Annotated in this window: 15 protein-coding genes; 4 read left to right on the top strand and 11 right to left on the bottom strand. The window is 69.8% G+C overall.

Translation table 11 applies throughout. The features are described 5' to 3' along the window. Positions 1-13: 13 nt before the first annotated feature. Both OG884_RS09060 and OG884_RS09055 read left to right on the top strand, forming a co-directional pair. Positions 14-1,060 carry a 3-isopropylmalate dehydrogenase gene (locus tag OG884_RS09060; protein ID WP_326644034.1) on the top strand — a complete coding sequence of 349 codons (1,047 nt, stop codon included), beginning with the start codon at positions 14-16 and terminating at the stop codon, positions 1,058-1,060. Between the two features lie 170 nt (positions 1,061-1,230). Next, a complete protein-coding gene (locus OG884_RS09055; protein ID WP_326644032.1) occupies positions 1,231-2,325 on the top strand; it encodes a branched-chain amino acid aminotransferase in 1,095 nt (364 codons plus the stop codon). 60 nt (positions 2,326-2,385) lie between these two features. Here the strand turns inward: OG884_RS09055 and OG884_RS09050 are convergent, their stop codons facing one another. The 3 genes from OG884_RS09050 to OG884_RS09040 form a co-directional block, all read right to left on the bottom strand. Further along, on the bottom strand, positions 2,386-2,961 hold the full coding sequence (locus tag OG884_RS09050) for a Uma2 family endonuclease (RefSeq protein ID WP_326644030.1): 576 nt from the start codon (positions 2,959-2,961) through the stop codon (positions 2,386-2,388). A gap of 16 nt (positions 2,962-2,977) precedes the next feature. Then, complete coding sequence (iscB, locus tag OG884_RS09045) at positions 2,978-4,339, bottom strand: RNA-guided endonuclease IscB (protein WP_326644028.1); 1,362 nt, start codon at positions 4,337-4,339, stop codon at positions 2,978-2,980. A 435-nt stretch (positions 4,340-4,774) separates the two neighbouring features. Then, positions 4,775-5,428 carry an O-methyltransferase gene (locus OG884_RS09040; protein WP_326644026.1) on the bottom strand — a complete coding sequence of 218 codons (654 nt, stop codon included), beginning with the start codon at positions 5,426-5,428 and terminating at the stop codon, positions 4,775-4,777. Positions 5,429-5,715: 287 nt separating this feature from the next. Between OG884_RS09040 and cimA the strand changes: the two genes are divergently transcribed. Then, the gene (cimA, locus tag OG884_RS09035; RefSeq protein WP_326644024.1) at positions 5,716-7,290 is read left to right on the top strand and encodes a citramalate synthase; all 1,575 of its coding nucleotides are present in this window, start codon (positions 5,716-5,718) and stop codon (positions 7,288-7,290) included. Between the two features lie 104 nt (positions 7,291-7,394). Here the strand turns inward: cimA and OG884_RS09030 are convergent, their stop codons facing one another. Continuing rightward, positions 7,395-9,074, bottom strand: coding sequence for a heparinase II/III family protein (locus tag OG884_RS09030; RefSeq protein ID WP_326644022.1), 1,680 nt, complete (start codon positions 9,072-9,074; stop codon positions 7,395-7,397). Positions 9,075-9,280: 206 nt separating this feature from the next. Between OG884_RS09030 and OG884_RS09025 the strand changes: the two genes are divergently transcribed. Then, complete coding sequence (locus OG884_RS09025; RefSeq protein ID WP_326644021.1) at positions 9,281-9,877, top strand: HD domain-containing protein; 597 nt, start codon at positions 9,281-9,283, stop codon at positions 9,875-9,877. 102 nt (positions 9,878-9,979) lie between these two features. Here the strand turns inward: OG884_RS09025 and OG884_RS09020 are convergent, their stop codons facing one another. The 7 genes from OG884_RS09020 to OG884_RS08990 form a co-directional block, all read right to left on the bottom strand. Further along, on the bottom strand, positions 9,980-10,399 hold the full coding sequence (locus OG884_RS09020) for an antibiotic biosynthesis monooxygenase family protein (RefSeq protein ID WP_326644019.1): 420 nt from the start codon (positions 10,397-10,399) through the stop codon (positions 9,980-9,982). A gap of 52 nt (positions 10,400-10,451) precedes the next feature. Next, on the bottom strand, positions 10,452-11,039 hold the full coding sequence (locus tag OG884_RS09015) for an alkaline shock response membrane anchor protein AmaP (RefSeq protein ID WP_326644018.1): 588 nt from the start codon (positions 11,037-11,039) through the stop codon (positions 10,452-10,454). A gap of 5 nt (positions 11,040-11,044) precedes the next feature. Next, a complete protein-coding gene (locus tag OG884_RS09010) occupies positions 11,045-11,767 on the bottom strand; it encodes a DUF6286 domain-containing protein (protein WP_326644016.1) in 723 nt (240 codons plus the stop codon). Beyond that, the gene (locus OG884_RS09005; RefSeq protein WP_326644014.1) at positions 11,764-12,372 is read right to left on the bottom strand and encodes an Asp23/Gls24 family envelope stress response protein; all 609 of its coding nucleotides are present in this window, start codon (positions 12,370-12,372) and stop codon (positions 11,764-11,766) included. The genes OG884_RS09010 and OG884_RS09005 overlap by 4 nt, the downstream gene beginning before the upstream one ends. Further along, the gene (locus OG884_RS09000; protein ID WP_326647132.1) at positions 12,369-12,557 is read right to left on the bottom strand and encodes a hypothetical protein; all 189 of its coding nucleotides are present in this window, start codon (positions 12,555-12,557) and stop codon (positions 12,369-12,371) included. Before OG884_RS09000 ends, OG884_RS09005 begins: the two co-directional genes overlap by 4 nt. After that, a complete protein-coding gene (locus tag OG884_RS08995; RefSeq protein WP_326644013.1) occupies positions 12,554-13,030 on the bottom strand; it encodes a hypothetical protein in 477 nt (158 codons plus the stop codon). The genes OG884_RS09000 and OG884_RS08995 overlap by 4 nt, the downstream gene beginning before the upstream one ends. An 80-nt stretch (positions 13,031-13,110) precedes the next feature. Then, positions 13,111-13,605 (bottom strand): Asp23/Gls24 family envelope stress response protein, encoded by a 495-nt coding sequence (locus tag OG884_RS08990; RefSeq protein WP_326644012.1) that lies wholly within the window; start codon positions 13,603-13,605, stop codon positions 13,111-13,113. Positions 13,606-13,612: the final 7 nt, after the last annotated feature.

The raw sequence follows: 13,612 nt of genomic DNA, 5'->3' as shown, positions 1-13,612 counted from the left end.
GTAAGGTGCCTGCATGGATTCGCGTAACATTCGCCTGGCGGTCATCCCCGGGGACGGGATCGGAGTCGAGGTCGTCACCGAGGGACTGAAGGTCCTCGAAGCGGTCGGCACCAAGATGGAGACCACCACGTACGACCTCGGAGCCAAGCGCTACCACGAGACCGGCGAGACCCTGCCCGACCCGCTCCTCGACGAGCTACGCGGATACGACGCGATCCTGCTCGGCGCGGTCGGCGACCCCAGCGTGCCCCCGGGCATCCTGGAGCGCGATCTGCTGCTCAAGCTCCGCTTCCAGCTCGACCACTACGTGAACCTCCGCCCGGTCAAGCTCTTCCCCGGCGTCGAGACGCCGCTGGGCAATGCCCGCCCCGAGGACATCGACATGATCGTCATCCGCGAGGGCACCGAGGGCCTGTACGCCGGAGCCGGCGGCGTCCTGCGCCGCGGCACGCCGCACGAGATCGCCACCCAGGAATCGCTGAACACCGCCTACGGGGTCGAGCGTGTGGTGCGCTACGCCTTCGAGAAGGCCGTGGCCCGCCCCCGCAAGAAGCTGACGCTGGTCCACAAGACCAATGTGCTCACCTACGCAGGCGACCTCTGGGCCCGCACGTTCGACCGGGTCAGCCTGGAGTATCCCGAGGTCCAGACCGACTACTGCCACATCGACGCGGCCTCGATGTTCTTCGTCAGCCAGCCGGAGCGCTTCGACGTGATCGTCACCGACAACCTCTTCGGCGACATCATCACCGACATCGGCGCGGCGATCGCCGGTGGCATCGGCCTGGCGGCCAGCGGCAACGTCAACCCCGACCGCACCGCGCCGAGCATGTTCGAGCCGGTCCACGGCAGCGCCCCCGACATCGCGGGCCAGGGCAAGGCCGACCCGACCGCCACGATCCTGTCGGTCGCCATGCTCCTGGACCACCTGGGCCTGGCCGACGAGGCGGCCCGGGTCGAGCAGGCCGTCGCCGACGACCTGCTCGAGCGGCTGGCCGGCTGGGCCGGCCGGACCACCCAGGAGATCGGTGACGACATCACCGCGCGAGTAGCCGGCTGAGGAAGCCGCCCCCTCGACTCTGACGCGCCCGGCGGCTCTCTGAGCCGCCGGGCGCGTTTTTGTTTCCTCCGCACTGCCGGTTTGCGGCATGGATGCAGTAGTTTCCCGTTACCCGGTCCAACGCAGAATGGACCCGAGGTAAGCCAGACATCAAGATAAGGATCCGCGTCATGACCACCGCTCAGAAGCTCAGCTTCGACGTGCAGCTCTCCGACCACGCTCGTACCGCGGCCGAGCGCGAGCAGGTAATGGCGACTCCGGGGTTCGGTCAGGTCTTCACCGATCACATGATCTCGATCGACTACACCGAGGGCGAGGGCTGGCACGACGCCCGGCTCATGCCGTACGGCCCGCTCAGCCTCGACCCCGCGACCGCGGTCTTCCACTACGCGCAGGAGCTCTTCGAGGGCATGAAGGCGTACCGCCAGCAGAACGGTGCGATCGTGACCTTCCGCCCCGAGGCCAACGCCGCCCGCTTCAACACCTCCGCGCTGCGGATGGCCATGCCCGAGCTGCCCGAGGAGACGTTCGTCGAGTCGCTGGAACTGCTCGTCCAGACCGACCGCGAGTGGGTTCCGACCAGGCCCGGACACAGCCTCTACCTGCGCCCCTTCATGATCGCCACGCAGCCGGCGCTCGGGGTCAACTACCCCTCCAGGACCTACAAGTACATGGTGATCGCCTCTCCGGCGGCGGCCTACTTCGGCGGCGGGCAGGCGGTCAGCGTCTGGCTCTCCACCGAGTACACCCGTGCGGCCCCCGGCGGCACCGGCTTCGCCAAGTGCGGCGGCAACTACGCCGCGGCCTTCGTGGCCCAGCGCCAGGCCGTCGAGCAGGGCTGTGACCAGGTGGTCTGGCTGGATGCGAGCGAGCACCGCTACGTCGAGGAGATGGGCGGGATGAACCTGTTCTTCGTCTACGGTGACCGCCTGCTGACCCCGGCGCTCACCGGCACGCTCCTGCCGGGCATCACCCGCGACTCGATCCTCGCCCTCGCCGCGGACCTCGGCCTGCGGGCGGAGGAGGGGCGGCTGTCGATCGAGGAGTGGCAGCGGGGCTGCGAGTCGGGCGAGCTCACCGAGGTCTTCGCCTGTGGCACCGCCGCGGTCGTCACCCCGGTCGGCTCGGTCAAGGGTGCGGACCGCGGCTGGACGATCGGCGACGGCACCCAGGGGCCCGTCACCGAGAGGATCCGCGAGGAGCTCGTGGGCATCCAGTACGGTTCCCGCCCGGACTCGCACAACTGGGTCCACAAGATCTGCTAGTCCCGTCCCCTTGGAGGAAGCCCGGTCTCCAATCCGGCCGGGCCTCCTCCTGCGGCGGGTCTATCCTTCGCTCAGCTTGCCGGTGTCGATCGTGAGGTTCCACGGCGCGGGCAGCTCAAGCGGCTTGCCGATCGACTCGGTGATCTCGTCGGAGTACCCCTCCGGCCCTGGCCTGCTGAGCAGCCTGAAGCGGTTCGCGAAGGTGTCTATCACCAGGTAGAGCGGAACTCCCGCGAGTGCGCAGGCCCGCGGTTTGACCACGTGGTCATCGTGAACGCTGCTGGGGGAGACGACTTCGGCGACCAGTAGCGTGGCGTTGGCGTACACGTGGCTGGGGTCCCAGAGGGGAGGGTTCGGGGGAACGACGACGAGGTCAGGTTCGAAGCGGTCCGCCTGCACCTGCAGGAGGAGTTTGGCCTCGGGGTAGACACGCCATCCCTTCTCTATGGAGAACGGTATGAGCTCCGCCATGAGCTGGTAAGCGACTTCGGCGTGAGCGATCGTGGGCATCTCCCTCACCACGATCCGGCCGTTGATGATCTCGATTCGGTGCTTCTCGAACCGATCGACGAGCTCCAGGTAGAGCCGTTCGAGCTCTTCCTGATCGTTGATCTGGTACGCGATCGATCTTTTCATGAGTAGTCCCACGAGGTCATCGGTTACTTCCAGCGTGGATACCTCCGCCCTCGGGCGGGGGAGGAAACGCGGCACTGTGCCGCGCTTCTGGGTGGGTGATGTAACCGTAGCCGTCGGCTCGTTGGAGCAGGCGAACATGGCGGTGGTGGATGCCCTGCACGAGGCCGTGCCGGGTGCGAATGTTGAATTTGCCGGTGGAGCGGACCGCGACCCGCCCCGTGTGCGTCCCGGTTTTGGTGCCGGTCGGGACGATGGCGCGGACCAGGTCGCCGGTCTGGTAGCCGTGGTGGCGTTTGGTGCGGGGTAGTGCCAGCCGGGGGAATCCGTAGCGGTCGCTGCGGGTGCGGCGGTAAGTGCCGCGCCCGGTCGCTGCGACCACCAGGATCACAGACGGCCAACCGGTCACGGTGTCGAGGTGGCCGACGTGCAGGGCGTCGAGGGTGTGGGATTTCGCGGCGCCGGTGCGGGACCGGTTCCATTTCGTGCGCCCGCCGGACGCGACGGCGACCGGTAGGCCGGTGGCCTCCAGTGCCCGCCACAGTGCCCACCGGGTGGCGTTCACGGCGGCGGCGTCCCGCAACGGGGCCTTGATCTGCCGCAGTACCTTCGCCAGCACCTTCGGCCGGTCGGCCAGGAACTCCTCGACCAAGGTGGCGGCCTTGGCCTGGTTGCACGGTATGCACGCCACGACAAGGTTGCTGAGGCGGTTGGAGCCGCCTCGGCTGTGCGGGTGGAGGTGGTCGAGGTTCAACGGTACGCCGGAGGCGCCGCAGTAGGCGCACGCCCGCCCCCACCTGGCCAGCAGGTACTCGCGGACCTCGTACGCGGCGAGGGTGCCCTGCTGGTATTCCACTCCTTCGAGTGGCCTGCCCGCCGACAGGGCGTGGGTGTCGAACGCGACCCGCTCGACGTGGACGGCCCGTACGGGCGCCCACCGGGTCAACCGGGTCGCCCACGACATGGTGGTGTCGACGCGGTGGCGCAGCGACGGCGCCAACCACCCCTGTGGTTTCGTGCGGTTGTTGAAGCGGGGGGGGGCGCGGTAGCGCAGGTTCCGCGACCGGCGCCCCCGGCGTAGAGCGGCGCGGGCGGTGAGCCTGTCGCGGATCTGCCCGCCCCGGTGGTCGAGCTGAATGCCGTACAGGCCGGTGCGGTCGGCGTGGCCGGTGCGGAACACCGCGATGCCGGTGTGTTTGCTGCCGGGGTCGATGCCGACCTGCACACCCTGGACGACGGAGTCGGCCACGGTGCGGTCGCGCAGGCGGATGACGAACGGGGTGTGACGCACCACCACCGCCCGGCCCGCCGCCAGCAGGCGGCGGGCACGAGCCGGGTGGCATGGGTCAAGCGGGTGGCTGTGCACGTCCAGGACGAACACGGCCGGGTGAACCTCACGGTTCGCTCCCTCGGACGCCTCAGCGCCCTTGGGGTGACGCCGGTCAGATGGTGCGGCCTGGCCGGTCTCCCCTCGCCCAGGTTGAACACCCGTTGCCTTGCGGCGTCCACGTCCCGTTTCGTCCCGACCCTGCGGGGTGTCTGCTGACGTGGATTCGAGGATCCGGGGCTGAGGAAGCACCCCGGAGTCGGTCTGCCGGCGTGTGTTCAACGTAGCCATCTGGTTCGCACCTCCACATCGTGATGGCTGGGGCTGGTCAACATGGAGCTAGCGGTGCGCGGTGCGGCACTTCAAGCTCCGGCCTTCGGACCGGGGTCGTTGACCCTTCCCTCCGCGCGGGTGGGCGTAACGTGTTTGGCATGTCGCTTAAAGTAATCGAAAAGATTTCTGCCCGCCCGGGGTTCGGGAAAGTTCTCGTCAGTGCTTTCGAATCATGGTGAGGCCGTCGGCGATGGGGAGCATGATCGAGGTGACCCGCACGTCGGCGCTGACCATGTCGTTGAACTCGCGGATGTGTCTGACCGTCTCGTCGTCCCTGCTGGGATCGGCGACGTGGCCGTTCCACAGCGTGTTGTCGACGAGGATCACCCCGCCGGGGGCCAGGCGCGACATCAGGATCTCGTAGTAGACGGGATAGTTGACCTTGTCGGCGTCGATGAACGCCAGATCCACCGCGGGGTGCTCGGGGAGCTCGCGCAGCCGCTCGGCCGCCGGGCCGATCCTCAGCTCGATGCGGTCGGAGACCTGCGTCTTCTCCCAGTATCTCCGGGCCACCGCCGTCCACTCCTCGCTCACGTCGAAGCAGGTGAGCCCACCGCCGGGGGCGAGCCCGCGGGCGAGGCAGATGGAGGAGTAGCCGGTGAAGGTGCCCACCTCCACCGCGTTCCTGGCGCCGCAGATCTGAGCGATCATGGTGAGGAATCGCCCCTGGTCGGGGGAGATCTGCATTACCGCACTGTCGCCGGTCAGCTCGCGGGTCTCGACGGCGAGCGCGTCGAGGACGTCGTCGGGCAGGGTGGTGTGCGCGAGCAGATACTGCCCCACGGCGGGGTCGAGATAGGTCGCCTTCATGGGCCTCATTCTCGCCGGTGCGAGGCGATCGCGAGGCGATGACGGGCGTGAAGCCGGGCCGTGTCGGCAGGTCGCGGGTCTCAGATCCTAAGATCGATGTGTCGGATGCTGTCAGCGTGTGGCAGACTCCAAAGCATCATGTTCTACGGTCTGCTCATTATCGGCAGGCGCGCTGGCTGAAAAGGGACACCGCCAGCGCGCAGACCTCTCACGTCCGTGAGGGGTTTTTTTGTTTCTCGAAGCCGAATGAGCGCGCGGCGAATCATCGAACCGCGAAGGAGAACGACATGGCCGACGATCGCTTCCACGTGTACGACACGACTCTCCGTGACGGAGCCCAGCAGGAGGGGCTCAACCTCACGGTGGCCGACAAGCTGGCCATCGCGCGTCACCTGGACGGCCTGGGCGTCGGTTTCATCGAGGGAGGCTGGCCGGGGGCCAATCCCAAGGACACAGAGTTCTTCAGGCGCGCTCAAACAGAGCTCGACCTGAAGCACGCGCAGCTCGCCGCGTTCGGCGCGACCCGCCGGGCAGGTGCGAAGGCAGCCGACGACCCATTGGTGGCCGCGCTGCGCGAATCCGGCGCGCCGGTCGTGACCCTTGTCGCCAAGAGTCACGACCGGCACGTGGAGCTGGCCCTCCGCACGACCCTGGAGGAGAACCTCGCGATGATCCGCGACACGGTCTCCCACCTCCACGCGGAGGGGCAGAGGGTCTTCCTCGACGCCGAGCACTTCTTCGACGGCTACAAGTCCAACCCGGCGTACGCGCTGGAGGTGCTGCGCACCGCCGCCGAGGCGGGTGCCTCGGTCATCGCGCTCTGCGACACCAACGGGGGCATGCTCCCCGACGAGCTGGCCGAGGTCGTGCACGCGGCCGTCGGGACGTCGGCCAGGATCGGCATCCACTGCCACGACGACACCGGCTGCGCGGTCGCCAACACCCTGGCCGCGGTAAAGGCCGGCGCGACCCACGTGCAGGGCTGCGCCAACGGCTACGGCGAGCGCTCGGGCAACGCCAACCTGTTCACCGTGGTGGCCAACCTGCAGCTCAAGCGGGGATTCGACCTGGTGCCGAGGGAGGCGCTGGCCGACATGACCAGGATCGCCCACGCGGTCACCGAGGTCACCAACGTCACCCCCAACTCCCACGCCCCCTACGTCGGCGTCTCCGCCTTCGCGCACAAGGCCGGGCTGCACGCCAGCGCGATCAAGGTCGATCCCAACCTCTACCAGCACATCGACCCCGCCGAGGTCGGCAACGACATGCGCATGCTCGTCTCCGACATGGCCGGACGCGCCTCGGTCGAGCTCAAGGGGCGCGAGCTGGGCTACGAGCTGGCCCCCGAAACCTCGCGGGAGCTGGTGAACCGGGTCAAGGAGATGGAGTCGAAGGGGTACACCTTCGAGGCCGCCGACGCCTCCTTCGAGCTCCTGCTTCGCGACACCGTCGCGGGCGAGCGCAAGCGCCACTTCCAGGTCGAGTCCTGGCGGGTGATCGTCGAGCGGACCCGCGGCGGCGAGGTCGTCAGCGAGGCCACCGTGAAGCTGCACGCCAAGGGTGAGCGGATCGTCGCCACCGGCGAGGGCAACGGTCCGGTCAACGCCCTCGACCGGGCCGTACGGCAGGGACTTGAGCGGCTCTACCCCGAGCTGGCGGGGGTCGAGCTGATCGACTTCAAGGTACGCATCCTGGAGGGCGCGCACGGCACCGACGCCGTCACGCGCGTGCTGATCACCTCCAGCGACGCGGCCGGGGAGTGGTCCACCGTCGGCGTCGACGAGAACATCATCGAGGCGTCCTGGCAGGCGCTGGAGCAGGCCGTCACCTATGGCCTGCTGCGCGCCGGCCACACCGACTGAGGGGCGGCCTCCGGGGTGCTTTCCCTGGCCGGCTCGGAAACTTCCGGCCAGGGCGGATGCGGGCGGGCTCTTTGGGGCTCGCGCGCCCCGGCCGGGGCTTGTCGTCAGGAGAGGTCGGCGCCGCCGACGCGGAAGCTCACCGGGCCCTCGGAGGTCTCCACATTGACCTTGCCGCCGGAGCAGGAGAGAGACGGTTTTCCGGTACCGGGCACCAGCACGGTCAGTACGGAGTCGCCCGAGGCGGGGGAGACGACCGCGGGTGCGGGGTGTCTCTGCAGGTAGGCGGAGGAGACCCAGCCCTGGTAGGGGTTCTTCTGGCCGCGGACCACCTTGAGCCCGCCGACCGGCTTGCAGGAGGGCATCGAGACCTGCACGAGCGTCGCCTTCCAGCCCGCCTTGTCCTTCACCACGACCTGGCCGCCGCTGTTCGAGACGGTGGACAGGTCTCGCGAGAAGTGCCAGATGTTGCGGACCGAGGAGCCCTTGGGGACCGTGTCCAGCACGGCCATCAGGTCCCGTTCGTGGTTGACGAGCACCGAACGGGTTCTGGGCACGCCGTAGGCCCTGTCGGTCAGCCGGTAGCTCTGCCGCTCGGACCCGATCGAGGATTTGCTCAGGGTGGTGGCGGTCCTGCCGCGGAACCGGGCCCCGGACACGATCGAGGTGTTGTGCGCCTCGGCCGACATCGTCCAGTGCCGGTAGCCGCTGTTCTCGTACGAGTCGAAGCCGACGTCGACCAGGACGTCGCGGCCCTGGGCGTAGTAGGTCACGCCCAGGTGGTCCTCGTGGCCGTGGTACTTCATGCCGGGCCCGAAGCGGATGGAGTAGAACGCCGACTCGGGCTTGTCCCAGGCGGTGCGCCCGTAGACGTAGCCGTTGCCGAACACCCGCACCGTCTTCTTCGGGTGGGAGTAGCCGACGGGCCGCACGTCCGCGCCGCCGTCGCCGATCGGGACCATGAACCCGTCGGGCTGGGTGGAGTGGGAGATGAAGTCCTCCAGCGACTCCCAGCGGCGTGAGATGTCGGCGGGCACCTTCCGCCCGCACGACTTGATGTTGTCCATCGCGACCTTCAGACGCTCGTAGACGTAGATCGCGTAGCGGGGGGCCTGCTCGCGCAGCGCGCCCTGGGAGTCGACGTCGAGCTTCACGGTCTCGGTGAGCCGCCTGATCGCGAGGCTGGACCACTGGTCGCGGCCGTAGCGGCAACCGATGCCGAGCAGCGCGATGTCCTGGTCGATGCCGTGGTTGTGGCCCTTCTCATACAGCTTCGGGTCCGACAGCATCCTGGCGTGCTCGGCCAGGCTGCCGGAGAGCCACGACTCGTTGACGTGCTTGCTGAGGCAGACCAGCGCGGGGGCGCGCAGCGCGATCGGGTGCTCCTGCCAGGCGTACGGGCTGGTCCCCGCGCCGCCGCGGGGGTTGTCGGCCACCCAGTCCTTGGCGATCTCGGCGGCCCGCGCCAGGTACGCCTCGTTGCCGTTCGTCTCGTAGTCGGCGACGAGGCGGCCCATCCAGCGCAGCGAGTGGAAGACCATGCTCCAGGAGCGGTTCCGGTAGGGGTCGGTGCGCCAGTCGACGTTCTTGCCGATCTTCACCGGGGCCAGGTCCAGGAAGGCGACCTCGCCGTTCATGATGTCCGCCGCCGTCGGCGTGGCCGGTAGCCAGTCGCCCTGGCACTCAGCGGTGCGTTTTACCTCCTGTGCCTCCGCGGTGCCGGCCGTGGCACCACAGGTCATCAGGAGGACGAGGGAGAGAGCGAGTGCTTGTGTGCGGCGGCGCACGCCAGTTCCTTCCGGGCCGAACAAGGGGAGTGGATCATGCTGTCCGAATCCCACTGAACCGGTCAAGCCGGGAGAGGCGCTTCCGGGACATCGTTAGCAACTAGATGCGGGTCTCCCAGGTTTCCCGGAGGGTGTGGCCTGATCCTGCCGGCCGATGTCCCTGCGGCCACTCGCGGGTGCCTTCGTGTTTCGGCAGGCTGGGCGGTATGAGACTCGCCGACATCGTCATCCCCGACACACCGGCCGCCCGCGGCGCGCTGGAGGTGGCGACCGCCTACTGCTCGCCCGCCCTGCTCAACCACTCCGTGCGCGCCTACCTGTGGGCGGCGGCCTACGGTGCGATGAACGACGTCGCCTTCGACGCCGAGTTGCTGTACGTCGCGTCGATGATGCACGACATCGGCCTGGTCAAGGAGTTCGACAGCCACACCGTGCCGTTCGAGGAGGCGGGAGGCCATGTCGCGTGGGTCTTCGCCGCCGGGGCCGGATGGCCCGTCGAGCGCCGCGTGCGCGCGTCGGAGATCGTCGTACGCCACATGTGGGACAGTGTGGACCCCGCGTGGGACCCCGAGGGGCACCTGCTAGAACTCTCCACCGCGCTCGACATCTCAGGGCGCCGGCCGGAGGACTTCCCCCCGGGGCTCCGCGCCGAGGTGCTTGAGAGTTACCCCCGGAAGGGGATCGGCCCCGAGTTCACCGCGTGTCTCATGAACCAGGCCACGCGTAAGCCGGACAGCCTGGCCGGAGGGTTCGCCCGCTCCGGGGTCGCCGAGCGCATCGCCGCCAACCCCCTGGACCGCTGAGGGTACCCGGCTCGGCCCCGTTCCCGGGGGAGCGATCGGGAGCGGAGCGCGCGCCCGGAGCGGACCCGGGCGTGCGCTCCTCCTGGCCGGTGCCCCCGACGATCAGGCTCCGGGCGCGGGGCCGGTGCTCTGCACGACTTCAAAGGACCACAACTCGGCCCCGGAGGCGGCCGGGCCCTGCCCGTGGCCGTGCCCCTGGGCCGGGCCGCCCTGGTCCTGGCCGTGCCCGTGGCCCTGGGCCGCACTGTGGGCGTGGCCGTGCCCCTGACCGGCCTCGGCGGCGGCCTGGGCGTGGCCCCGCTGGAAGGCCTGGCTCTCGGTCCAGCGCTTGAAGTCCTCCTCGGAACGCCAGCGGGTGTAGACCAGGTAGCGGTCGGTGCCGTCCACCGGGCGGAGCAGTTCGAACCACTCGAACCCGTCCGCGGACTCGACCACTCCCGCCCGTCCGGAGAAGCGGCGCTCCAGCTCCTCGCGCATCTCCGCGGACACTGTCAGCACGTTTATCTTCACGACCGAAGGCACATCGTCTCCTCGAAGCATTGGTTTCCCTGATCACCCTATGATCGGTGCTCCGTCAGGCGACGGTCCTTCGGGGGGGCGGCGCGTCCCCCAGGCTCACCCGGGCGACGGCGGGCATGCGCTCGGTCTCCAGGGCCTGGCGCATGTGCGGGATGACCACCCCGCCCAGCTGCTCGCGGACCGCGCTCATCGGCGCGTCCTCGGCGACCGCCACCCGCATCCGTACGACGGGGTGCTCGCTCGTGCCGACTATCGCGGCGGTGGCGCCGATGATCGAGGGGTGCGAGCCCGCCTCGGCCGCCGCCGCGTCGGTCACGCTGTGCGTGTCCACCTCGGTGATCCCTGCGGGGCCGCCGTCCAGGCGTATGCCGCTCAGCTTCCGGCGGCGTCCCTGGACCAGCAGCCAGCGCAGGCCGAACAGCGCGAGCACTATCGCCGCCGCGGCGACCACCCACCACAGCCACGGGTCGTAGCGGGCGAACGGCGCACGCGTCCGGGCGTCCACGAGTGGCCCGTGGGCGGACGCCACGGCCGGAGAGAACGCCCCCGCGCCGCGCGCCATCGCCAGGGCGCCCAGGGCCATCAGGGCCAGTCCCACGAGCAGCAGCCCCAGCCGGTTGCCCCGGGCGGTCTTGTCGTCCATGGCGCTCACTTCCCTCGCAGGTGCACGTGGACCGGATGGTTCCAGACGGGGGAGAGCGCGACGATCCGCGCGGCCACCGCCTCCCGTACGGCGTCGGCCAGTCCGGTGGTGTCCCGAACGCCGCTGTGGGCGTCCACTCGCACGGTCTTCCCCACCAGCCGTACCCTGGCCCGGTCGACCCCCTGCACCCGCTCGGCCGTGTGGGCCAGCGACCGGGCGAAGCCCCGGCGCTGCATGCCGATGACCAGGTCCTTGTCGCCCGTCCTCACCGGGATCAGCGTGGGCCGCCCCGGGATGAGCGCGAACAGCACCAGCAGCAGGCCCAGCAGGCCGATCAGGCCCGCGCCCGCCATCACTCGCGGATCGCTCCACGGCGTTGACGATGCCCAGGTGAGCATCCGGTCGTAGGGCAGCAGGCGTAGCGGGTGGCCCACCAGCGCGGAGATGACCTCCAGCGCCACGATGACGCCGATCGCCGTCATCAGCACGGCCGTGATGACCGAGGGGACCACCCGGCGCGGGCGGAAGGCCCTGACCGCCGCGCGATCCGCGGAGGCGTCCCTCGCCACCTCGTCGGGTGCCCGCGACGCGGGCGGTTCCACGAACGCCGAACCGGGCGCGGCCGGGATCTCCTCGGTCGGCCCCGTCTCGGAGACATGCTCGGAGAAGGGCGTCTCGGAGACATGCTCGGAGAAGGGGCCGGCCGGGTCGGGGGTCTGGGAGGTCATCGCCCTTCCTCCCGTGACGGGACGTCGGTCCCGTGGGCCGCCGTGTCCGGTGTCCGGAAGTCGGGCTGGTTCCCGCCCTCGGCCCATGAGAGCCCGCCTGAGACCTCGTGCGAGGTCTCGGCAGGGCTCTCGGCCGGGTTCTCGGGGGCGCGGGTCACGTTGGTGACGTCGATGTCGATGTGGCCGACCTCCATGCCGGTCAGCGTCATGATCCGCTCGGCGACATGGCGCCGGACCTCGTCGGCCACCTCGCGGATCGGGGCCGGATACTCCACGGTCACATCCAGCCGGAGCGTCGCGAGCGTGCCGTCGACGGCGGCGCGGGTGCCGCCGCGGAAGGACAGCGGCCCCTGTTCGCCGACCTTCCGCACCCGTGCCACCTCTCTGGCCGCGCCGGCCGCGATGCGTGACACCACCCGGTTGGATATGTCGGTTCTGCCGCGCAGTTCGGCCGGCACGGCCCGTTGTGACGGCTGGGCTGGTACGGCGGGTGGCGCGGACCGCTCGGTCCCGGCGAGGACGGAGCCCACCTGGTCGGCGGGGAGGCCGCCCGGGTCCGCGGCCGTTCCCGAGGAGGTGGCGCGGTGCTCGACGGGGGTGTTCATCGCCGTCTCGCCGAGAGCCGGGACAGGTCGACCTCGCCGACCTCCGCGAAGTGGCCGATGAGGAATCCGATGGCGCCCAGCACGAGCACCAGCAGGAATGCCCCGAAGCCGCCGAAGGCTCCGGCGAAGCCCAGAAGAACGCCGACGATCGTGCCGAGCACGGACCACACTGGGAACTTGTTCATGTCAAACCTCCGATATGGACATTCACCGGCCGGTCGTCCGCCATCGGGACGACCGCCGCGCGTATCTCGTCGGCGATCTCCGGTAGCGGGCGCCCCAGCTTGACGACCACCGAGACCTCGATCCCGTCCTCGTGCAGCGCGACACCGGAGATCCTCTCGCCGGGCAGGTAGGTCGCCACCGTCCCGAACGGGCCGCCCGAGAGGTCGACGACATCGGGGCAGCGCCGTACGGCGTCGGCTATCCCGTGCGCGAGACCCGACTCCTGGCGGGCAGGGTCCCGCTCAGTGGCCCGCCCAGTGGCCTGCTCACTGGCCCGCTCAGCGGCCGCGGCCGGTTTCTCGCGGGCAGGACCCGCCTTCTCGCCGGGTGCCGCGGCTGTCGTGCGGGCCGGGCCCCGTGGCCTCTGCGCGGGAACGGCCTCCGCCGGGGTGGCAGGCCGGTGGGCCGGGTGCTCCAGTCTGTGTGCGGGCATGACGGCCGGGGTCGGGTGCTCCGGTCCGTGCTCGGGCATGACGGCCGGGGTCGGGTGCTCCGGTCCGTGCACCGGATCTCTCACTGGACGCGCGGCTCAGGCCCGGACGACTCCCCCGAATCGTCCTTGTCCTGGCCGGGCATGTGGACGTCGGAGACCTTGATGTTGACCTCGGTGACCTCTAGCCCGCACATGCGCTCGATCGCCGTGATCACGTTGCGGCGTACGGCGGTGGCCAGGTCGGGGATGGCCATGCCGTATTCGACGACCACTTCGAGGTCGGCGGCGGCCTGACGCTCGCCCACCTCGACGGAGACCCCCTGCGTGATGTTCTGGTCGGCGCCGACCATTCCGCGTACCGCGCCTAGGGCGCGCGCCGTGCTCGCGCCCATGTTGTGCACGCCGGGAATCTCCCGGGCCGCCAAGCCCGCGATCTTCGCTACGACGGCGCTCTCGATGGTGGTGGTTCCCCTGGGAGTGACCAGGCCACCCTGGGATCCGGGAGTGTCGGTGCGTGCCCGGGGCACAGATACCTCGTCGCCCTTGGGCCTGTTCACCGTGCTGGCTTCAGTCACGTCCGTT

The organism is Streptosporangium sp. NBC_01755 (assembly GCF_035917995.1).
Lineage (GTDB): Bacteria > Actinomycetota > Actinomycetes > Streptosporangiales > Streptosporangiaceae > Streptosporangium.
This window is presented reverse-complemented; position numbering and strand designations above follow the sequence as displayed.